The sequence below is a fragment of the Cryobacterium sp. TMT2-42-4 genome, assembly GCF_004402645.1.
In the GTDB taxonomy this organism is placed as follows: Bacteria; Actinomycetota; Actinomycetes; order Actinomycetales; family Microbacteriaceae; genus Cryobacterium; species Cryobacterium sandaracinum.
In genome coordinates, this window is sequence record NZ_SOFT01000044.1 from 57,434 (window position 1) to 79,405 (window position 21,972).

General features: G+C 68.5%; 17 protein-coding genes and 1 pseudogene. 13 read left to right on the forward strand and 5 right to left on the reverse strand.

Features of this window, described 5'->3' with window-relative positions:
• Positions 1–207 precede the first annotated feature (207 nt).
• The 3 genes from E3O18_RS14595 (at position 208) to E3O18_RS14605 (ending at position 3,028) form a co-directional block, all read left to right on the forward strand.
• The gene (locus E3O18_RS14595; RefSeq protein ID WP_134394019.1) at positions 208–687 is read left to right on the forward strand and encodes a GNAT family N-acetyltransferase; all 480 of its coding nucleotides are present in this window, start codon (positions 208–210) and stop codon (positions 685–687) included.
• Positions 688–749: 62 nt separating this feature from the next.
• Positions 750–1,862, forward strand: coding sequence for an FUSC family protein (locus tag E3O18_RS14600; protein ID WP_134394020.1), 1,113 nt, complete (start codon positions 750–752; stop codon positions 1,860–1,862).
• A 98-nt stretch (positions 1,863–1,960) separates the two neighbouring features.
• Complete coding sequence (locus E3O18_RS14605) at positions 1,961–3,028, forward strand: alpha/beta hydrolase (protein WP_134418401.1); 1,068 nt, start codon at positions 1,961–1,963, stop codon at positions 3,026–3,028.
• A gap of 182 nt (positions 3,029–3,210) precedes the next feature.
• On the opposite strand, the gene E3O18_RS14610 is transcribed toward E3O18_RS14605, so the two are convergent.
• Positions 3,211–3,975 carry an IclR family transcriptional regulator gene (locus tag E3O18_RS14610; RefSeq protein WP_134394022.1) on the reverse strand — a complete coding sequence of 255 codons (765 nt, stop codon included), beginning with the start codon at positions 3,973–3,975 and terminating at the stop codon, positions 3,211–3,213.
• A 128-nt stretch (positions 3,976–4,103) separates the two neighbouring features.
• Here E3O18_RS14610 and hutH point away from each other — a divergent pair, with 128 nt between their 5' ends.
• The 3 genes from hutH to E3O18_RS14630 all read left to right on the forward strand — a co-directional run bounded on the left by hutH (position 4,104) and on the right by E3O18_RS14630 (position 8,876).
• The gene (hutH, locus tag E3O18_RS14615; RefSeq protein WP_241976519.1) at positions 4,104–5,654 is read left to right on the forward strand and encodes a histidine ammonia-lyase; all 1,551 of its coding nucleotides are present in this window, start codon (positions 4,104–4,106) and stop codon (positions 5,652–5,654) included.
• A gap of 165 nt (positions 5,655–5,819) precedes the next feature.
• The gene (locus E3O18_RS14625) at positions 5,820–7,505 is read left to right on the forward strand and encodes a M23 family metallopeptidase (protein ID WP_166784941.1); all 1,686 of its coding nucleotides are present in this window, start codon (positions 5,820–5,822) and stop codon (positions 7,503–7,505) included.
• 741 nt (positions 7,506–8,246) lie between these two features.
• Positions 8,247–8,876 carry a Pr6Pr family membrane protein gene (locus E3O18_RS14630; protein ID WP_166784561.1) on the forward strand — a complete coding sequence of 210 codons (630 nt, stop codon included), beginning with the start codon at positions 8,247–8,249 and terminating at the stop codon, positions 8,874–8,876.
• A 212-nt stretch (positions 8,877–9,088) separates the two neighbouring features.
• Here E3O18_RS14630 and E3O18_RS14635 read toward each other — a convergent pair whose 3' ends face one another.
• From E3O18_RS14635 to E3O18_RS14645, 3 genes and pseudogenes are all read right to left on the reverse strand, one after another.
• Positions 9,089–9,436, reverse strand: coding sequence for a DUF3140 domain-containing protein (locus E3O18_RS14635; protein WP_134394026.1), 348 nt, complete (start codon positions 9,434–9,436; stop codon positions 9,089–9,091).
• A gap of 571 nt (positions 9,437–10,007) precedes the next feature.
• The gene (locus E3O18_RS14640) at positions 10,008–10,382 is read right to left on the reverse strand and encodes a sigma-70 family RNA polymerase sigma factor (protein WP_241978205.1); all 375 of its coding nucleotides are present in this window, start codon (positions 10,380–10,382) and stop codon (positions 10,008–10,010) included.
• 266 nt (positions 10,383–10,648) lie between these two features.
• Positions 10,649–10,834: pseudogene (locus E3O18_RS14645) on the reverse strand (hypothetical protein); the annotation flags it as partial.
• Positions 10,835–11,890: 1,056 nt separating this feature from the next.
• Here E3O18_RS14645 and E3O18_RS14650 point away from each other — a divergent pair.
• Positions 11,891–12,541, forward strand: coding sequence for a peptidoglycan DD-metalloendopeptidase family protein (locus E3O18_RS14650; RefSeq protein WP_134418404.1), 651 nt, complete (start codon positions 11,891–11,893; stop codon positions 12,539–12,541).
• Between the two features lie 689 nt (positions 12,542–13,230).
• On the opposite strand, the gene E3O18_RS14655 is transcribed toward E3O18_RS14650, so the two are convergent.
• Entirely contained in the window at positions 13,231–13,620 is a 390-nt protein-coding gene (locus E3O18_RS14655) for a MerR family transcriptional regulator (RefSeq protein ID WP_134397638.1), read from the reverse strand.
• A 192-nt stretch (positions 13,621–13,812) separates the two neighbouring features.
• Here E3O18_RS14655 and E3O18_RS14660 point away from each other — a divergent pair, with 192 nt between their 5' ends.
• From E3O18_RS14660 to hutI, 6 genes are all read left to right on the forward strand, one after another.
• Positions 13,813–15,333: a SulP family inorganic anion transporter gene (locus E3O18_RS14660; RefSeq protein ID WP_134418406.1), complete on the forward strand. Its 1,521-nt coding sequence runs from the start codon at positions 13,813–13,815 to the stop codon at positions 15,331–15,333.
• Between the two features lie 215 nt (positions 15,334–15,548).
• A complete protein-coding gene (locus tag E3O18_RS14665) occupies positions 15,549–16,220 on the forward strand; it encodes a helix-turn-helix domain-containing protein (protein WP_134394030.1) in 672 nt (223 codons plus the stop codon).
• 36 nt (positions 16,221–16,256) lie between these two features.
• Entirely contained in the window at positions 16,257–17,945 is a 1,689-nt protein-coding gene (hutU, locus tag E3O18_RS14670; protein WP_134394031.1) for a urocanate hydratase, read from the forward strand.
• Positions 17,946–17,958: 13 nt separating this feature from the next.
• The gene (locus E3O18_RS14675; RefSeq protein WP_206750816.1) at positions 17,959–19,179 is read left to right on the forward strand and encodes an allantoate amidohydrolase; all 1,221 of its coding nucleotides are present in this window, start codon (positions 17,959–17,961) and stop codon (positions 19,177–19,179) included.
• A 62-nt stretch (positions 19,180–19,241) separates the two neighbouring features.
• A complete protein-coding gene (locus tag E3O18_RS14680) occupies positions 19,242–20,711 on the forward strand; it encodes an amidohydrolase family protein (protein WP_134418407.1) in 1,470 nt (489 codons plus the stop codon).
• Positions 20,708–21,904: an imidazolonepropionase gene (gene hutI / locus E3O18_RS14685; RefSeq protein ID WP_134418408.1), complete on the forward strand. Its 1,197-nt coding sequence runs from the start codon at positions 20,708–20,710 to the stop codon at positions 21,902–21,904. Before E3O18_RS14680 ends, hutI begins: the two co-directional genes overlap by 4 nt.
• Positions 21,905–21,972: the final 68 nt, after the last annotated feature.

The following is a 21,972-nucleotide window of genomic DNA, read 5'->3' on the forward strand; positions in this document are numbered from 1 at the left end:
GACGCAACCTGAGAACCCGGGCAGTCTATGGCCGGGGCCGTTCACATACAGTGATTTTTCACCAGCGGATTACTGGGAAACCGGCCCATCCTGACTTACAAACCCATCCGCGCACACAAAAAAACGCGGTGTCAAGAGCCGACCTGTCTACGTTACCTGATCGATGCCGCAATGTCACGGTTCACCTTCACCGCTTACTCTGTTCACATGCTGACGTCCATCACCATTGAGTCCCCGCGGCAGCCGGAGATCGCCGAGTTGCTGCGACTGAGCGGCGATTACGCCCACTCGCTGTACCCACCGGAGAGCAACTTTCTGCTCGACGTCGACGAGCTCGAGCAGCCGGGTGTCGCCGTGTACGTCGTGCGGGATGCGAGGGCCCGCGCCCTGGGGATCGCCGCACTGGTGGGTGGGGCCGGCACCGCCAGCGCGGCGGAGCTGAAGCGCATGTTCGTTCACCCCGATGCCCGGGGCCGCGGCGTGGCCGCCCGCCTGCTGGCGGGGATCGAGACGGATGCCGCGGCCCGCGGCATCCGAGAAATCGTGCTGGAGACCGGGCCGGAGAGCCATGCGGCGCTCTCCTTCTATCGGAGCGTCGGCTACCGGGAGGTTCCCCTGTTCGGTCAGTACGTGGGCGAAGCCTTCAGCGTCTGCTTCGCCAAGACGATCCCGGGAACCCGGCCATGACCCGGGAGCGGGCAACCGCCGGCACTTCGGCGCAGGTGAGTGTGCATCGCGCACGGAGGACGGTGTCCTGGCTGGGAGTGGCCGCGACCAGCCCGAGAATCGTGCAGGCGGTCAAGGCCGCCATCGCCGTCGCCATCGCCTGGTCGATCGCGCCGTTGCTGCCTGGTGTGGCCGACGACTACCCCTACTACGCCCCGTTGGGCGCGCTAGTGAGCATGTACCCGACGCTAATGAGTTCGGTGCGGAACGCCCTGCAGACCCTGGGCGGCCTCACCGTCGGAATCCTGCTCGCGGGGGCGGTCATTGTTTTGAGCGAGCCGAACGTTCTCACCATCTCGCTCGCGGTCGGCGTCGGCGCCGCGATCTCGGCCACCGGCTGGTTCGGCGCGAGCCGGGAGTACATCCCGGTGACGGCGCTGTTCGTGCTGATCGTCGGCGGGCCGAATGCCGACGGTTATTCCATCGGGTATCTGGTGCAGATGACGCTGGGAATCGTGATCGGCCTCGCCGTGAACCTCCTCTTCTTTCCGCCGTTGGCCTTCGAAGCCGTCGGCCGGCAGCTGATCCGCTTTCGCCGCACCCTGGCCGACCAGCTCTCGGAGGTGGCCGACGCCCTGGCCGACAGCTGGCCACCTGAACGGGACGGATGGGCCTCCCGCAGTCAGGAGCTCGTGGCGGTCGGCCGTGCGGTGCGCGCGGCGGTCAGCCACGCCGATGACAGTCGCAAGGGCAACCCACGCGCCCACGCGCATCAGCGGGATCTTCGCTCGGACTACGACGAGCTGTCGGCCCTTGAGGACGTGACCTTCCATGTGCGCGACTTGACGGAGGTGCTCGCCGCGGCGGTCTGGGGTCAGCCGGTCCAGCTCGAGTTGCGCCCCGAGTTGCGGCCGGCGCTCGGCCGGACCTTACACGCCGTGGCCGCGGTGCTGCGGGACTGGGACACGGATGATGACGAGCAGGCGGCATTCGCCGAGGCGGATGCCGCCCTGACGGACCTGATGACCGAGCTGGACGAGCGGCGAAACTCTGATCCGGTGACGTCGCTGGGGGTCGCGGCGACGGTCGCGATGGACGTCACCCGCATTCTCACCGCCCTACGGCCGCATATCCTGCCGGAGGCCGACGAGGGCGACCAGGCCGACGCCGCCCCCGACCCGACGCCGACGCGCTGACCCAGGCGAGGATGCCCCACCCCGCCCCCCGAACGGGATTCGGTGAGGCGCGAGAGACGAATTAGTCTCGATGCACTACCCCGCAGCTCGGAGCACACGTGAACACCGGCCCACGCCATCCCCGATTCGGCTCGCATCGCATCCGTTTTCTGACGATTGCCGGCGCGGTGAGCATCGCCATGGCTGCGACGGCCCTCCTCGGCGGCTTCCGCCCCCCGCTGTATTCCGTGACGCCCGACGAACCCGGCGACCAGCGCAGCGAGCTCGTCACGACCCAGATCGTCGGCATCCGAACGTTCGAGCGGCCAGAAGGCATCACGGTCGACGAAAATGTTGAGTACGGCACCCAGGCCGACGGCGCCGTGCTCACCCTCGACGTGTGCTCGCCGACGATCACCCCCACTGCGGAAACGACCCTCGAGGCGGCGCCGCCGGTCGTGCTGTCATCGGAGGGCGCGGCGGCCGCGCTGCGTCCGGCCGTCATCTCCATCCACGGCGGCAGTTGGGCCCGAGGCGACAAGGGCAACAGCGACTGGCGCGCAGTCTGCGCCTGGCTCGCCTCCGAGGGATTCGTCGCCTACTCGGTGAACTACCGGATGGTACCGGATGCCGTGTTCCCCGCCGCGCTCGACGACGTCGCCCTGGCCGTGGAGTGGGCCCGCGACCCCGTCAATGCGCAGACCTACGGCATCGACCCCGACCGGATCGGCGTGTTCGGCGGCTCGGCCGGCGGCAACCTCGCCGCACTGCTCGGCACCCGCGGCTCAGGGTCGCTGACCACGGGGGCCCGGGTCGCCGCGGTCGCCGAACTCTCCGCGCCGCTCGACCTGAGCCACAAGGCGCTGGTCACGGGCCGGGCCCCCGCGGGGCTGCAGAACATTGTGCGCGACTACGTCGGCTGCGAAACCCTGCGCGGCTGCGCCAATGCCACGGCCGCGTCGCCGGCGAGCACCCTCGACCGCAGCGATCCGCCCGTATTCCTCGGCTCGTCGACCGACGAGTACATTCCGCTGTCGCAGGCCACCGGGTATGCGGCGGCACTCGAACGCTCGGGCGTCGCCCACGAGCTCGTGACGGTGCCGGGGACGCTGCACTCGATCGGCATCCTCGACGCCGTCATGCGCGAAAAGGTGGCTGCCTTCCTGCACACGACGCTCGGCGAGTAGCCGCGGGGCCCTCTGGCGGCGGGCCCGCGGTGCGCCGCGTCCTCGCGGCGCAGGGTAGGGAAGCGGGCACATGTCCTAACGTGCGCCCGCTGCCACAGGATGCGCCGCGAGCGTTGTGGAGGCCGCGTGCCCCGGCAGGCAGCGCGCGGGGAGCCGGGGCAGGCGACACATGCGCCGCAGGGCTACGTGCCACGGATGCGCCGGGAGAGCTGCGCGGCGGTGCCGCCGAGCTGCGCGGCGAGCGCCGGCCAGTACTCCTCGGCGATGCGCTCGCGCGGGAAGGTGACGGCGATGCCCGCGGCGGGCCAGCCCGCGTGGTCGCGCACGGCCACGGCGACGGATGCCATCCCCTCCGTGATCTCCCCGTCCTCGAGGGCATACCCGTCCCGGCGCACCTGTTCAAGCAGGGTGCGCAGCTCCGCCCTGGTGCGTGGCCCCCGGCCGTGGCGCGTGACGAAGGCGGCGGCGTTGGGGTACAGCGCCCGCAGCTGGGCTGCCGGCAGCGCGGCGAGGAGCGCACGCCCGCTCGCGGTGAGGTGGCTCGGGAGGCGCACGCCGACATCCGTCACCAGCGACGGGCGCCGGGGGGCACGCTCCTCGACGAGGTAGATCACGTCGCGCCCGTGCAGCACGACGAGGTGGGCGCTCTCACCGAGCCGGTCGACCAGCGCAGCGACGAGCGGACGGCCAAGGCGTGAGAGGGGCTGCTGCCGGGAGAAGCCCGAGCTCAGCTCGAAGGCGGCCAGGCCGAGGCCGTATCGCTGTTCCTCGGGCAGGTGCACCACGAAGCCCTGGTCGGCGAGCACCGCGAGCAGGTCGTAAACGCTCGAGCGGGGCAGCCCGAGGGCCGTGGCGATCTGGGACGCCGGCACCGGGCCACGCTGCGTGGCCAGGTGGGAGAGGATGCGCAGCGTGCTTTGCGCCGCCGGAACCTTCGACGGGGTCATGCGCCTGCCTCCCCGTGAACGGTGTGTGTGAACGGTGTGTGAACGGCACCGAATAAATGTCCGGTATCCCGGACAGTATCAAGCCTAAACCCGTCGTGCGGGCGGCCCGGTTGGTGTCAAATCGGAGGATGAACCTTGCTAGCGCATCTGTCACCGTGGGTACCGGCCCGATCTCGTTCGCCGACGTCACCGCGGTGGCCCGCCACGATGCGCCCGTCCTGCTGCCCGCGGCGGCGCGTGAGGGCGTCGCCTCGACGCGCCGCATCATCGAGGGACTCGCACAGGACGTGCACCCGCACTACGGGATTTCTACCGGCTTCGGGGCTCTTGCGACGACGTTCATCGAGAGCGACCGCCGCGCCCAGCTGCAGGCAAGCCTGGTGCGCTCGCACGCCGCGGGCAGCGGTCCCGAGGTCGAGCGCGAGGTCGTGCGCGCGCTGATGCTGCTCCGCCTGTCGACTCTGATGACCGGGCGCACCGGCGTGCGGCTCGTGGTCGCCGAGACCTACGCGGCCCTGCTCAACGCCGGGATCACCCCCGTCGTACACGAATACGGATCGCTCGGCTGCTCGGGCGACCTCGCACCGCTCGCGCACTGCGCGCTCGCGGTGATGGGCGAGGGTCTGGTGCGGGATGCGTACGGCACCCTGATGGACGGCGGTCTGGCCCTGGCCACGGCCGGCATCACCCCGGTCGTGCTGGCCGAGAAGGAGGGGCTCGCCCTGATCAACGGCACCGACGGCATGCTCGGGATGCTCGTGCTCGCCCTCGCCGACCTGTCCCGCCTGCTCACGACCGCTGACATCGCTGCGGCCATGAGTGTCGAGGCGCTCCTCGGCACGGATGCCGCCTTCGCCGCCGACTTGCAGGCCCTCCGCCCCCAGCTCGGCCAGGCCACGAGCGCGGCCAATCTGCGCGCGCTGCTGGCCGGTTCCCCGCTGCTCGCCAGCCACGCCGGTCCCGACGACCCCACGGTGCAGGACGCCTACTCCCTCCGCTGCGCCCCGCAGGTGCACGGCGCCGCCCGGGACACGATGGACCACGCCGCCCTGATCGCCGGCCGCGAGCTGGCCAGCGCGGTTGACAATCCCGTGGTCACCCTTGACGGCCGGGTGCGGTCCAACGGCAACTTCCACGGCGCCCCGGTGGGCTACGTGCTCGACTTCCTCGCGATCGCCGCGGCGGACGTCGCGAGCATGAGCGAGCGGCGCACCGACCGCCACCTCGACGCGAATCGCAACAAGGGACTGCCGCCGTTCCTGGCGCACGAGGTCGGCGTCGACTCGGGGCTGATGATCGCCCAGTACACCGCCGCCGGGATCGTGTCGGTTTTGAAGCGGCTGGCGGTGCCGGCATCCGTCGACTCGATCCCGTCGTCGGCCATGCAGGAGGACCATGTGTCGATGGGCTGGGCGTCCGCCCGCAAGCTGCGGCACTCGATCGACGGCCTCGGCCGGGTGCTCGCGATCGAGGTGATGACGGCGTCGCGCTCACTCGACCTGCGCGCGCCGCTCGCTCCCGGCGCGGCCACCGGCGCGGTGCGGGCCCTCGTGCGCACGGTGGCCGACGGCCCCGGCCACGACCGGTTCCTCTCCCCCGAGATCGAGGCGATAGTGGGCCTCGTGGCGTCGGGCGCGGTGCGGGATGCCGCGGCGGGCGTGGTCGGGCCGCTGGCCTGAAGCCCGCCAGGCATCGCAGGGCAACACGGACTCCGGGCTGCGTCAATCGCTTGTCGGCCCCACGGGCCCATGTCATGATGTCACCCGCTAACCCGTTGCAACCGCCCCGGAATTGCCCGTCGATGCCCTGAATCGATGCCCTGAAACAGTGGACTGTGGAGACTCATGAACCCCTCCCCCCGATCTCGCCTCCGCCTTTCCCTGCCCCCGGTCCCGGTCCCGCCACGGTACCTGGCGACGCAGCTCGCCGTCTCCGTCATCGTGGCCCTCACGATTTTCGGGACACCCGCACGGTCCCTCGCCGACGACGCCCCTATTGCTGCGACGGAGGATCCGGCTGCCGCGGTGCCCGCTGTCCCTGATGCATGCGCCAGGCTCTTCCCGACGGATGCCCCGGCGGCCGCGGATCCGGCTCAGCCCTCCGGGCCGGCCGACTCGGCTGCCGCGCCCTGCCCCATGGATGCACCGACTCCTTCCTCGGTGCCGACGCTCACCCCGACACCCGTCCCCGAGCCCGAGCCCGAGCCCGAGCCAACAATCGCCCCTGCCCCCACGCTCGAACCGGCACCGGCTCCAGCCCCCACGACGGAGCCGATGGGTGAGCCGTCCCCGACACCAACACCCACACCCACACCCACACCCACACCCACACCCACCACTCCCTCAGTGTTCGGCGAGGAGCCGTCCACGCCCACGGAGCCTGAACCGGCCGCCGAGCCTACTGCACAGGCACCGGCACCGGCAGAGCTGACCGTGGAGGCCGGATCAGCCTCAGCCGATCGAGCTGCAGCAGCAGAAGCGCAGGCCGCCGCCGCCCGCACGGCCGAGGCTCAGGCATCCGCCGCCCGGGCAGCAGCAGCAGCCCGAACGGCCGCCGCCGCCACTCAGGCCGCCTACGACGCCGCGAAACTCGCCTACGCCGGGGCCAAGGCCGACTATGACGCCACTGTCGTGCAGGCCGATCTGGTGCGCGACCACGGCGCCGACGCCGCCGCCAGGGCCGAGGCATCCCGGCGGGCGCTGGCGACGCTCGTTCGCGCCACCCTGCAGCGATCGGGGCCCGAAGCCGTGGACGTGCTGCTCGCGGGCAGCAGCGACGGCAATGATTTGCTCGCCCGGCTCGCCACGCTCGACAGCCTGGACCGGCTCACGAACAGCCTCGACGAGGTGCAGGCCCAGGTCGACGCCGACACGAAGCGTGAGGAAGCACTGCAAGACCAGGACGCCGCACTTCGGGCCGCGATCGAGGCCATCCCGCTCGCCGACACCCGCCTCGCCATGGAGGGCGCCCAGCAGGAGCTCGATGCGGCCTCCGCTGAGGTGACCGATCTCTCGGCGAGCACGCCGGTCGCCCTGGTTCTGACACCGCTGCCCAACCTGGTTCCCGCGGCCGGCACCGACGACTTCGGCGGCCGGCTCGGAGGCCAACCGAGCGATGCGGGCTGGGCCGCGCCGGCGGTCGGCTCCCTGACGGATGCCTTCGGTCCCCGGCACGATAAACCGCTGCCTGAGGTGAACGACGTCCACGGCGGCACCGACATCGGCGCGGCGTGCGGGGCGGCCGTCTATGCGGCGAGCGCGGGGGTCGTGGTCACGGCAGCACCCCTCGGGACCTACGGCAACTGGATCCTGATCAACCACGGCAACGGTATTGCCACCGGCTATGCGCATCTCGCCGAGGGCCAGACCCTCGTGAGCGTCGGCGAGACGGTCATCGCCGGGCAGGTCATCGCGAGCATCGGCAGCACCGGGGCCTCCACCGGCTGCCACCTGCACTTCGAGGTGCGAACGGACGGCACCGCCGTCGACCCGCGGCCGTTCCTGGTGCAGCGCGGTGTGCCGTTCGGCTGAGTGCCTCGTGAGCGCGCCAAGCTGGGGTCGTTCACGCCCAACGCGGCCGCGCATGCCGTGCAGATAATCGCCGACCCAAACCGCTACATGACCAACTACGACGCAGCTCGTGCTGTCGTGGCCGCACGGACGACTGGGGATGCAGCGCGACCCGTCATGGTGGACACCGTCCCCCGGTCCCGCGACACAACCCTCACCACCACCATCAACCGCGCCACGACCAGGACACCGACCCCCGCGCCGGCACCGACGTCGATGCCGCCTAGGCGTGGAACTCTAGCGGAACGCCCCGCAGCGACAGTCTCGATACTCCGGTTGTTGCATCCCTGAGATTGCGGGTCAAGTTCCCGATCAGTTGTCGACGAGGGTGATTTCGAAGCTATAGCAGTCGGGCGCTTGGCAGTGCTGCCCGAATTGGGCAGGGAAAGGAGTGAGCTCTCGGATGCGTTCGCTGCGCTGCTTCGCGACTGACATAGTCACGCCGCGCGAGTCCGGGCGAATGCCTGGCCGACCCGTCCAGGTCCCGCAGGGAGCCGCGGTCGTGGCTCGTGCGCCAGCGACCGGAAGGCCTGCGAGCTAATGGCCCCATCGATCCTTCGCGCAAGCACCCCGGGCCGTGGAATCAAATTCAGGGGCATCGGTTCCCCCCGCACTGGCATCTGCCATGTAAGTCGTAACCCCTTAGGATTCATGCAGAACACAGATGTGCACAGCACCCGCACCACCGATCAGAGACGAACTATGAAACTCCTTGCTCCGTCACTTCGCCTGGCCATCGTGCTCCTCGGCATAGCGGCGATCGTGTCGACATTCTTCGACACAGCCACCCGCGCCACGATCAACCCCTTCAACTTTTTCGGTTTTTTCACAATGCAGAGCAACATCATTGTGGTCATCGTGCTGGCAGTCTCCGCCTTCGTTTCTTTCCTCGGGAGACACCAATCCCCACGTTTGGTGTTGGCGAGGGGGTGTGCCACTACCTACATAGTGATTACCGGATTCGTTTACAACTTGCTGCTCGCCGGGCTCGAAGGAGGCGTCTCTCTGGCCTGGGCCAACACCGTGTTGCACGTCGTCCTGCCCCTCGCCGCAGCACTCGATTGGCTGATCTTCAACGACCGCAGCCCCCTCCGATGGAACGAAATATGGATCGCCCTCATTTACCCGATCGTGTGGATCATGGTCGTGCTCGTCCGCGGGGCAACCGACGGATGGGTGCCTTACCCCTTCTTGAACCCGGCCCAGGGCTACAGCATCGTCGCGCTCTACGCTCTTGCTATCGCTGTTGCCACCGTCATTTTCGCCGCCGTCATCTGGACCGTAAGTCGGTCGAACCCCCTTCGCAGCCCCGCGCTGGCAGAGATGCGCTAGCTAAACCCCCTAAAGTGTTCGGGACCGAGGCGTCCGGTTGCACGACTGGAGAGCCGTGCGTCGTAGGCCCCCAGCCGGGAAACCCAATAGCTGAACCGGTCGCTCATGTCTCCTGGTCCCACGATGGGGCGCACCCGCCGAACCCGCCCCCTTGTAGAACAGGCGCTCCCCCAACACGGCGTGCGCGGTGAACTTTGCACCGACCTCCTACGTCATGCCTTCTTCAGTGGATCATTTCCCCAGTTCATCAGCGAGTATCGCCATCGTGAGTGCTCGACATCGGAATCCGGTCCCTGTGCCCTGTGCCGCTTCACGTAGCTGACGACCTTATGCATATGTTCGACATCGGACGCAGTCAGATCGGCTTTCTTCGTTTCAAGAATTGTCACGATCCTGCGACCGGACTTGTGCCCGATGGACTCTCCGCTGCCATCGTTTTTTTGTCCGACTTCCTTGGATTCATCCGTGTCGAGCCACAATTTGAGCTCACTGACGGTCATCGTGATCGCGTCTTTCCAGTCATCCCAGATCTCATCGACATCGTTCTGCTTATCTGCCATGAATCAATCATTGCTGTGATGATGCGCGGCAACAAGGGTCTTTCAGGCTCCGCGTAAAAAGTCCTCCGAGGTGGGAGTGAGATGTTCTCGGGCGAGCCGAATCCGCCAGCAGGAACCGTCCCTGTAACGCTCCGCATCGGAGTCCCCCCACTCCGATGATCAGCCCTGGTTCTCTTGCTCGTCTTTCCCTGGGCGACACAACCGGGGCCTTTTCGTTCGATAACGGCGACGCTTTTGCAACCCCGTCGACAGCTGTCTCCTCGGCCCCTACTCGAGGCCCTAACCTTCGATCATGACTTCTACTGTTGCGCTCTGCAAGATATGCCCGTAGACCGGAAAAAAATGCAGTCGGAGGCACAGTCGGCGTGGCTAGGAGCCACTGTGAAGGCTCTTTCCACATTGTGACGCCCCCGTGTGTTATGGGCCCCGCTCTGGGTGCGTGTTCGCGCAGCTTGATGCGGGCGGTTAGCGCCAACACGCCATTTCGTGAGCGAGAGTATGACGAGATCGAGCGAGTAGTCCTCGCACCGTTGATACTGGAACCCCGAGTTCGCCCGCGATCACCGAGTAACTAGAGCCCGAGCACGACCCGCATCAACCAAGACTTCAAACACCTACCGTCATGCAATGTCGATAGCTTTTGCCATGCGGTAACACACGACTCCTGCACGACGTCGTCGGCTTCCGCACCCGAGCCGATTAACCGCAGAGCGCAACAGCGCATCAGCGGTCGATGCCGGCGCACCAGAATCGCAAAGGCAGCGTCGATTCCCGCGACGGCGTAGGTGACAAGGACACCATCAGTGTTGTCCTCAAATTGCGGCGTGCCAACGTCGTGAAGTGGCATCACGTCCTCGCGGGCCGGGCCGCCCGTGGCAGCGTGCGGCAGCGCCGGCCGGTGATCGAAACCATTCATTTGGTCTCGCACATGACTGATCGCGGTCATGCGCTCACCACCCAGATGGATCCGGATTCTGCGCTTGATGTCAAGTGCGTAATCACATCGCGAAACGCTGTGAAGATTGTCCAGCGAATAACGTCGCCGATTTCCATTTCTTCGAAACTCTCGTTCTGTTGCGACACACAGCCGAGGAGTCCCCCAGAATTGCCTTCTCGAGGCTCGCGACGCACCAGCCAACCGTGAGCGACAACCTGAGTGATTGACCTGCCGTGACTGCGGAATTTGTCAAGGTGAATGAGGCCAGCGTGAGTTTAGGCGGCTAGTTTCGGCTCTTTTTCTTGAGCGGCGGGTTTGTTGATCCAGGCCGCGTCGGGGGTGGCGAGGATCTTCGGGTCGCAGCTGGTGCTGCAGCGCTCGGGGTTTCGGGCGCGCGCGGTGGCGAGGGTCGCCGCCCGCTCGACGGCCTTGCCGGCGGCGAGGCCGTAGTGGACGTCGGCGTCTTCTCTCGCCCCGACGCGGCTTCCCAAATCGGTCCTGCGGTCGATAACTGCCGTGGCCACGGTGGTGAGTTTGAGGCGATGCGATGCGATGCGATGCGATGCGATGCGATGCGACAACGTAAATTCTGATGCGCAGGCCTTGGCCGATCGAGCAAGCCACGGGCGTCGGAACGCTCGATGTCGCCGACGATGGCCCCCTCTAACTTTTAACTCTATGCAGGGCCTCCTCCTGGGAGCTTTGGTGCGACTGAGACACGGTAAACATTGCCCAAGAGGATACTCCCGCCGTTTAAGCGGTCGGATCCAGAAAAGGAATCGGGCTGATCTCATGGCCACCAACGGGCACTCTTCCTGGCCGTCATCGGACAATTATGCCCGACCTCGAGGAAGCCTGGGTCGCCGCCCAAGACACATCCGGCGGGCCCGGGAGGTTCCTCCGCAAAGACACCGCGTTCACGTTGTTCGTCATTGACAAGTGGTTGCTGGACCGATCCACGGAATCGGTGCGGGGCATGCTGCTGGGGCGCCGTTACGCTGAGAACGGGCGCATTCAAGGGTCTTTTGGTCACCGAGCGAGCGCATCTGCCTCAGTTCCCGGCGGGTGCGGTCGACAGGACCGAATCGTCGATCGGCGGGGTTTTTCCCGCAATGGCGGAAGCGCGTCGACGTCAGTGTCCGCCTCAGCGAAACGCGTGAGCGCTCACCGTCCAGGCGTACGACAGAGGGCAAAACCAAATTTCTGGCAGGGGTGTGACGGGCAGTTAGGCATACCGATCGCGTGCTTCGTGCGGGACCGATTTGTGCCGGTCCGGCAGGTATGCCTGTGCGGGTGGAGGTTGTTCTGCGGGATTGGTAGCGACGCCCCGCCTCAATGCCAGGGGGGAACCGCACCGCCCGGTTCATGTGACCTTCGCGTCCGAACGCGGGTCGGCTTGCGGGCGAGACGCCTCAACCTAGACCGATCTGGTCGGGCCCGGTGGACTCGTGCCTCTCGCTACACTCAACGTGTCGCTCGAACGGGCCTCATCACTATGCGCGGCCGGAGGTGCTGTCATGTTGAGCACTCCCCCCGTCGTGCTGCGATTTCCGTTCCAGGGCCGGTGGACCGCAGAGAACAGTCCGGCGAACCGTGTTCCCAGCCATGGCACCCATCTGCTCGGCACGACCTTCGCAATCGACTTCATCGCCGTCGACGAACGAGGCCGTTCGGCGAAGCACGGTTGGCGCTCCGTGCTAGCGACGGAGCCCCCCGAGCTCTTTGCCGGATTCGGCGCCCCGATCCTTGCGCCAGCATCGGGCACAGTCGTTGCCGCGGTCGACGGTGAGCTTGATCACGAGGCCCGGCGCTCACAATTGGCGTTGATTCCCTACGCGCTCTCCCAAGCGCGCCGAATTCGAGAGGGCGTGCGCGCGATCGCGGGCAATCACGTGGTCATCGCACTGGAGCCGGCCGGGCCTTTTGTGCTCATCGCCCATCTCCAGCGAGGATCGGTGAGCGTCGCAGTTGGATCGGTGGTCATGGTCGGCGAGAACATCGGATCATGCGGGAACTCGGGCAACAGCACGCAGCCTCACGTGCACGTGCAAGTCACGGACTCAACGAACTGGCCGACGGCGCGGGGCGGGCCGATCGTCTTTGAGCGCCCTCAGGTCAACGGTGGCAACTGGCTGCCGAGGAACGGGGAGGCCTTCACGGCCGAATGAATGGCGCAGGCAGCCACCCGCCATGCCGCCTCTCAGCTTTTCGCGCACTAACAGTTCGGCTTCAGTGATCACGGCATCACGCATGTTGACGCGGACCCAAAACAGGGCCCTTGCTGGCGACATTGTTGGATGTTGGACAGCAAGCCTGAGCCGCATCGATCCGGCGTCGAGTCGACCCTACGTTGGCAAGTGTGTGCGGATCGAAGCGGGCGTCCCCAATGACCCAGGGCACGTCATCCATGATCGCCGACGCACATAATCCGGGTTCACGGTCCGTCTCGTTTATCTCTGTCCCGTGGTGGGTCGAGGCGTGCGCTTCGCGCGACGGCGTGGCGGTCGCCGGAGTAGCTGACCGGGCTCGACGAAAGTTCGACCGCGCAGAATACTGGATCCTGGCCGAGGATGTCGCCGGCCTCCAAGGTCTCCTCACCGTGTTTCCGGAACTGAACGACGATGCGGCCGGGGCTAAGAATGCGATCGCGATGACCGAGGCACGCCCACGACCGAGTACCCCATGTCGATGAGGCGCGATGTGACTTCCCTGTTGCGCACACTCTGATTCGACCGGCGGCTCCGACTCGCGGCGGTCGTCAGGGCGACCGCGGGTCACACTACTCAGGGTCCCGTGAATTCGCAGAAGTGAGCTGTTCCCAACCCTCAGCCATCTGAGTCCACCGCAGGGCACTCGCTCACTGCTGGCGCAGGAGAGCAAGGAATTCGTCGGCCATTGCGAGCTGATCCCGCAGCCCCTGGCGCCGCTCCTCGGCCTGTGCAATAAAGGACTCCAGGTCCGACCTCACGGCGGCGATGTCGGCGCCCTCGATGGCGCCGTCCAGTGTGTCGATGGTCTTGAGGAGCGACATCATTTCTTCAAGCGAGAAGCCCAGCGGCTTCATGCGCCGGATCAGGATCAGCCGGGCCTGGTCTTCGTCCGTGTAGAGGCGGAAGCCGCCATCGGTCCGGCCTGAGGCCCTGAGCAAACCGATTTCGTCGTAGTGGCGGATGGTTCGTAGTGACAGTCCGGTGCGTTCGGCCAGCTCGCCGATATGCATCGTTGCCGTGGACTCAGTCGGTGACATGGCGGTACCTCTCACGCGTCAACTCAAACATAACCCTAACGTTAGGGTAGAGTTGTGATCGTCGGCTGACAATGAATGCCAGTCCACCATCCATCCTCGCCGTTCCGGCGCATGGTTGTGCGCATCGGGCGCACCCCTTTCCCTTCGCCCCATTCTGGCCCGCCACCGCGAGCCCTCGTCCCTGGAGGCCCCATGGCTCTCGTTCAGAAATCCCTCGCACCCGACCGTTACAAAGCCGAACCATCGATGATGACAGCGCTGCGCACCCCGCGGCTCCTCACTCGGGAAGTCCTCGCCGGCCTTGTCGTGGCGATGGCGCTGATCCCGGAGGCGATCTCGTTCTCCATCATCGCTGGAGTCGACCCACGGGTTGGGTTGTTCTCGTCCTTCGTGATGGCTGTACCCATTGCGTTCCTCGGCGGCCGCCCCGCGATGATCACCGCCGCAACGGGAGCCATCGCCCTGGTGATCGCCCCCGTAGCACGCGAGTACGGCATGGATTATTTCATCGCCACGGTCATCCTGGCCGGGCTCCTTCAGGTGATCCTGGGCGTGCTGGGTGTGGCCAAGCTCATGCGTTTCATCCCCCGCAGCGTCATGGTCGGCTTCGTGAACGCCCTGGCCATCCTCATCTTCATCGCACAGTTGCCGCAACTGCTTGGCGTACCGTTCATGGTGTACCCGCTGGTGGCCATCGGAATCATCATCATGGTCGTCATGCCCCGGTTCACCAAGATCATCCCCGCCCCGTTGGTCGCCATCGTGGTGCTGACCATCGCAACCGTCACCATCGCAATCAACGTGCCCACCGTCGGCGACCAGGGCAAATTGCCCAAGAGCCTCCCCGAACTCTTCATTCCGAACGTCCCCCTCAACTTCGAGACGCTCACGATCATCGCCCCCTACGCGCTGGCCATGGCCATGGTCGGCATCCTCGAGTCCCTGATGACGGCCAAACTCGTCGACGAGGTCACCGACACCCACTCCCACAAGACCCGCGAGACTTGGGGTCAGGGCGTCTCCAACATGCTCTCCGGCTTCTTCGGCGGCATGGGCGGGTGCGCCATGATCGGCCAGACCATGATCAACGTGAAGGCCTCCGGCGCCCGAACCCGCATCTCCACGTTCCTTGCCGGCGTATTCCTGCTGATCCTGGTCGTCGCTCTCGGCGATGTCGTCGCCATCATCCCCATGGCCGCCCTGGTGGCCGTGATGATCATCGTCTCGGTGCTGACCTTCGACTGGCACAGCATCCGTCCGTCCACACTTCAGAGGATGCCCAAGAGCGAAACCACGGTCATGGTCGCCACAGTCGCTGTGGTCGTGATCACCCACAACCTCGCCATCGGCGTAGTCGTCGGGGTTCTCGTGGCAATGGTCGCCTTCGCCCGCCGGGTCGCCCACCTCGTCGACGTGGAACGCACCGTCTCAACCGATGAAACCGTGCCGACCGCGTACTACACCGTGACCGGCGCGCTCTTTTTCGCATCAAGCAACGACCTCACCACCCAGTTCGAGTATGCAGAAGACCCGGACCGCATCGTCATCGACATGGCCGCCTCCCACATCTGGGACGCCTCTACCGTCGCAGCCCTCGACTCCATCACGAACAAATATGAACGTCTCGGCAAACGCGCTGTGATCGTGGGTATGAACGATGCCAGCACCAATATCCACGCCCGTCTCGCCGGCAACCTCGGCGGGGGTCACTGACCCCACCGGCCGAGCAGCATCCGTCGCCGACTCCCCGCCGCGGCGTAGACAGGTTCGCGGGAGGTGGAGAAGTCGGCGAGGACGTGGGCGATGTCCGCGGTCATGCCCTGGACCCGGTGAATGGGAACGGGTCCCCCAGCCGCCTCTTGCCATACAGTGGCACTTGAGTTTTACTGGATGACATCAGCATCCGCATGAGAACCGGGAGAGCACCCATGGCCGAGTCGTCCACCCGCACCGTGGAACGAGCCCTCGACCTGCTCGCCGTGATCTGCGACGCCGACGGGCTCACGCTCTCGGAGAGCTCACGCGCCGTCGCCCTCGCACCGAGCACCGCCCTGCGCCTGCTGCGCACGCTCGAGACCCGCGGCTTCGTGCACAAGACCGACGACGGCGCCTACCTGCCGGGCAGCCGCATCATCCAGCTCGGCGCGCAGTCGCTCAGCAGCGAGTCGCTGGTCACCCTCTCCCGCCCGGCCATGGAGCGGCTCGTCGCCGAGACCGGCGAGTCCGTCTACCTCAGCGTCGAGGGCCACGACGCCACCGGGCTCTACATCGCCATCGTCGAGGGCACCCACTCGGTGCGGCACTCGAGCTGGGTCGGCCGCACCGTGCCGCTCGAACGCTCCGCGGCCGGGCAGGTGCTCACCGGGCACACCCCGGAGACCGGCTACGTGGTCGTCGAACGCGGCGTCGAAACGGATGTCACGGCCCTGGCCGCGCCGATCCGTTCGGAAGCCAGAACAATCGCCGCCCTGAGCCTGGTCATCCCGAGCTACCGGGTGGAGCCCGCGGACATCCGTCGCTACGGCCCGCTGCTGGCCCAGGCTGCCGGGCACGTGTCCGCCGGTCTCAGCCGCGCCGTCCCCAACCTCCCCATGGACTGATCGACCCCGAACCCCCGAACCCTCAAGGAGACAGTGATGTCCGAATCCCGCCCCGTGCGCGCCGCCCGCGGCACCGAGTTGACCGCGAAAAGCTGGCAGACCGAGGGCCCGCTGCGGATGCTGATGAACAATCTCGACCCTGACGTGGCCGAGCACCCGGAGAACCTGGTGGTCTACGGCGGCACGGGCAAGGCCGCCCGCAACTGGGAAGCCTACGACGCCATCGTGCGTACACTCACCACGCTGGAAAAGGACGAAACGCTGCTGGTGCAGTCCGGCAAGCCGGTCGGCGTGTTCCGCACGCACGAGTGGGCGCCGCGGGTGCTGATCGCCAACTCCAACCTGGTCGGCGATTGGGCGACCTGGCCGGAGTTCCGCCGCCTCGAGGCCCTCGGCCTGACAATGTACGGCCAGATGACGGCCGGTTCGTGGATCTACATCGGCACTCAGGGTATCCTGCAGGGCACCTATGAGACCTTTGCCGCCGTGGCCGCGAAGATCGCCGCCCGTGAGGGCGGGCCTCACACACACAGTGGCGGCACCCTGGCCGGCACGCTCACCCTCACCGGCGGGGCCGGCGGCATGGGCGGCGCGCAACCGCTGGCCGTGACCATGAACGGCGGCGCCGTGCTGATCGTCGACGTGGACGAGTCCCGGCTGCTGCGTCGGGTCGAGCATGGCTATCTCGACGAACTGGCACCCACCCTGGACGACGCCGTCGCCCGGGTGCTCGCGGCGAAGAACGAGAAGCGCGCCCTCTCGGTGGGCGTGGTCGGCAACGCGGCGACCGTGTTCGCCGAGCTGCTGGAGCGGCGGGTGCCGATCGACATCGTCACCGACCAGACCAGCGCGCACGACCCGCTGGCCTACCTGCCAGAGGGCGTGACTGCGGAGGAGTGGCATGACTACGCGGCCGCGAAGCCCGAGGAATTCACCGAGCGCGCCCGGGCATCCATGGCGAAGCAGGTCACCGCGATGGTGGGCTTCCAGGATGCCGGTGCCGAGGTCTTCGACTACGGCAACTCGATCCGGGCGGAGGCGGAGCTCGGCGGCTGCGCGCGGGCGTTCGACTTTCCCGGGTTCGTGCCCGCCTACATCCGCCCGCTGTTCGCCGAGGGCAAAGGCCCGTTCCGCTGGGTGGCGCTCTCGGGCGACCCGGCCGACATCGCGGCCACCGACCGGGCCATCGTGGAGCTGTTCCCCGAGGACGAGCACCTGCGCCGCTGGATCACGAAGGCGCAGGACACCGTGCACTTCGAGGGTCTGCCGGCCCGGATCTGCTGGCTCGGCTACCAGGAACGGCACCGGGCCGGCCTGAAGTTCAACGAGATGGTGGCGTCGGGCGAGCTGAGCGCGCCGATCGTGATCGGCCGCGACCACCTCGACTCCGGCTCGGTGGCCTCGCCCTACCGGGAGACCGAGGCCATGCTGGACGGGTCGGATGCGATCGCCGACTGGCCGCTGCTGAACGCGCTGCTGAACACGGCATCGGGTGCCACCTGGGTGTCGATCCACCACGGCGGCGGCGTCGGGATCGGCCGCAGCATCCACGCCGGCCAGGTGATCGTGGCCGACGGCACCCCCCTGGCCGCCGAGAAGATCGCCCGCGTGCTCACCAACGACCCCGGCACTGGCGTGATGCGGCACGTCGACGCCGGGTATCAGCGGGCCGAAGAGGTGGCCCGGGAGCGCGGCCTGCGCGTGCCGATGTGGGAGTCGGAGTGAGCGGGGTGTGCGCATGAGCGAGCTCGCCCACGGGATGCTCGCCGGACTCGCCGAGATCGCCGACACCGGGCGGGACTCCCGCCGCGGCGGCTACTCCCGGCACCTCTGGCAGGGTGCCGACCTCGAGCTGCGGGCCTGGTTCGCCCTGCGCGCCGAGCGCCTCGGGCTCAGCGTCGAGACCGACCGTAACGGCAACCTCTGGGCCTGGTGGGGAGAGCCGGGGCCGGATGCCGTGGTCACGGGCAGCCACCTGGATTCCGTTCCCGGCGGCGGCGCCTACGACGGCCCCCTCGGCGTGGTCAGTGCGCTCGAGGCCGTGGCGCGGCTGCGGGCATCCGGGTTCACGCCGTCCCGCCCCTGCGCTGTGCTCGTCTGCGCCGAGGAGGAGGGCTCCCGATTCGGGATCGCCTGCCTGGGCTCCCGGCTACTGACCGGCGGTATCGACGCCGACCGGGCCCGCGCGCTCATCGACGCCGACGGGATCACCTTGGCCCAGGCTGCCCGCCGCGCCGGGCTCGACCCTGCGCACCTCGGCGCCGACCGGGACGCCCTGGCCCGAATCGGCCTCTTCATCGAGCTGCACGTGGAGCAGGGCCGCGGCCTGGTCGACCTCGGCCGGCCCGTGGCGGTGGCGTCGTCGATCCTCGCGCACGGGCGCTGGCGCCTCACCGTGACCGGCCAGGGCAACCACGCCGGCGCCACCCCGATGGAAGACCGCCGCGACCCGCTCGTGGCCGCTGCCCGCGCGATCGTCGCCGTGCAGGATGCCACCGGGGGACACCCCGGCGCGCGCGCCACGGTCGGCCGCCTGGAGGTGGTGCCGGGCGGGACCAACGTGATCGCGTCATCCGTGCACGCCTGGCTCGACGCCCGCGCGCCCACCGACGCCGAGACCCGCGATCTGGTCGCCGCAATCGCGGCGGCCGTCGGCGAGGCCGCCCAGGTGAACGGATGCTCCGTGGCCGTCACCGAGGAGTCCTGGACCGGAACGGTGACGTTCGACCCCGAGCTCGTGGGACGATTCCGGTCGGTGCTCGGCGCTGACGCCCTCGTTCCGGCCCTGCCGACGGGTGCCGGGCACGATGCCGGCGTGCTCGCAGCGAGCGTGCCGAGCGCCATGCTCTTCGTGCGCAATCCCACCGGCGTCTCGCACTCCCCCGAAGAATTCGCCGAGGTGGGCGACTGCGTCGCCGGGATCGACGCCCTCGAGACCCTGCTGCGGAGCCTGCTGTGAGCGCGCGCGGGGTCGGGGCTGGGGTCGGGACTGGGGCTGGGGCTGGACAGTCGGGGCCACCGGTGGCCGCCTACTGGTGCGAGCTGGCGCTGGTCGACGGGGCTGCCCTGCCCGGCGTGCGGCTGGAGGTGGGCACGGACGGGCGCCTTCAGGCCGTCACACCGCGCTCCGAGCCGCGGCCCGGCGACGTGCGGCTCGGCACCGTGCTGCCGGGGCTGGCGAACGCGCACTCGCACGCCTTCCACCGGGCGTTGCGGGGCCGCACCCACGACGCCGGCGGCGACTTCTGGCAGTGGCGGGAGGCCATGTACCAGGTGGCCGCCGGCCTCGACCCCAAGCGGTACTTCCTGCTGGCACGGGCCGTGTTCGCCGAGATGCTGGCCTCCGGTTTCACGGCAGTCGGCGAGTTCCACTATCTGCATCACCGGCCGGGCGGCTCCCGCTACCCCGCCGAACACGCCATGGAACTGGCGTTGGCGGCCGCGGCACGGGAGGTGGGCATCCGGCTGGTGCTGCTCGACACGCTCTACCTCGACGGCGGAATCGGAATGCCACTCACCCCCGCGCAGCGCGCCTTCGGCGACGGATCGGCCGCCGCCTGGCTGGCCCGGTGGCACTCGCTGCGCGAGGCGCTCGGCCGTGCTGCCACGGCAGATGACGGCGACGGCGACGGCTCCCAGGCTGACCGCCAGGCCGACGCCCAGTCAGGCACCCAGGCCGGCACGGATACCCGCATCACCCTGGGCGCGGCGATCCATTCGGTGCGGGCGGTGTCCCCGACCGCGATCCGGGAGGCGCTCGCCGGGCTGCCCGATGCCGTTCCACTGCACATCCACCTGTCGGAGCAGCCTCAGGAGAACGCGGACTGCCGGGCCGCCTACGGCCGGACCCCAACCGAGGTGCTGGCCGGGATCGGGGCGCTCGCTCCGCGGCTGAGCGTCGTGCACGCCACGCACCTCACCGACGAGGATGTGGCGCTGATCGGGACATCCGGGGCCTCGGTTGTGATGTGCCCGACCACGGAAGCCGACCTCGGCGACGGGATCGGGCCGGCCCTGGCGTTGCAGCGGGCCGGCGCCCGGATAGCCCTCGGCTCGGACCAGAACGCCGTCATCGACCCGCTGCTCGAGATGCGCGGCCTGGAGGCCGGCGAGCGTCTGGTATCGGGCCGGCGCGGCCGGTTCACGCCCGCCGAACTGCTCGTGGCCGCTTCGGACCACGGCTATGCCGCGCTCGGACTCGGCCGGCAGCGCCTCATCCCCGGTGACCTGTGCGACCTCGTGGAGGTGGCGAGCGACAGCATCCGCACAGCCGGGTCGCTGCCGGAGCAGCTGCCGCTGACCGCGACGGCCGCCGACGTGCGCCGGGTGATCGTGGGCGGACGCGTCGTCGCCGACTTCGGGGTGCTGGTGGGTGGCGCGGGCGGGCCTGACGGGCGGGCGTCGGGCACGCTGCGACCCGAGATCCTGCTGCGCGACGCCCTCGCCGCGCTCGACGGCACCGCCGCGCTCGCGTCAGGAGAACGACCGTGACCCCCGAACCGACCGAGCTGATCACCGGTATCCGGGAACTGACCACGCAGGCGGACGGCGCCCCGCGCCTCGCCGATGCTGCCCTCGTGATCGAGGGCGGCCGCATCGCGTGGATCGGCGCGGCGTCCGCGGCACCGGCGGCCGACGTCCGCACGGATGCCGGCGGCCGGGCCGCTCTGCCCGGCTGGGTCGACAGCCACACCCACCTGGTGTTCGCGGGCGACCGGGCCGCGGAATTCGTGGCCCGGATGGGCGGTCAGCCCTACGCGGCGGGAGGAATCCTGACCACCGTGGCTGCCACTCGCGCCGCGACCGAGGCGCAGCTCACGGCCGCGGCGGCACGGCTGCGGCGCGAGGCGGAGGCGCAGGGCACCACGTTCCTCGAGAGCAAGACCGGCTACGGCCTCGACCTGGCGAGCGAGGCGCGGTCGGCTCGGGTGGCGGCATCCGTCGCTGATGTCGTCACATTCCTCGGCGCGCATATCGTGCCGCCGGGCATCGACCGGCGCGACTACCTGGACCTGGTCACCGGACCGATGCTCGCCGTGGTGGCTCCGCACGCACAGTTCGTCGACGTGTTCTGCGAGGTCGGGGCGTTCGATGTGGCGGAGAGCCGGGAGGTGCTACTGGCCGGCCGTGCCGCCGGCCTCGGCCTGCGCCTGCACGGCAACCAGCTGGGATTCAGCGGCGGGGTGCGCCTCGCGGTGGAGCTCGGCGCGGCGAGTGTCGACCACTGCAACCACCTCGAGCCGGCGGACCTCGACGCCCTCGCCGCCTCAGCCACCGTGGCCACCCTGCTGCCGGCCTGCGACCTCTCCACCCGGCAGCCGTTCCCGCCGGCCCGGCGGCTGCTCGACGCCGGCGCGAGCATCGCCCTGGCCACCAACTGCAATCCGGGCAGCTCCTACACGACGTCGATGGCGTTCTGCGTGGCCACCGCGGTGCTGCAAATGGGTCTGACGATCGAGGAGGCGGTGTGGGCGGCGACCCGCGGCGGAGCCCGGGCTCTCGGCCGCGACACAGGAACGGACGCGGTCGGAGCCCTGCGCGTGGGCGGGCGGGCCGACCTGCAGGTGCTTGACGCGCCATCCGTCGCTCATCTCGCCTACCGCCCCGGCGTGCCGCTGACCTGGGCGGTCTGGCGGCAGGGTGTGCGGACCGGCCGCCGCGGCCCATCACCGCTCCCGGCCTGACCGAGGGATTTGCGCCTCGCGCCCTCACTGTCCCCTCTCCCTTGCCGCCCCCTTCCAGCCCACCCCAC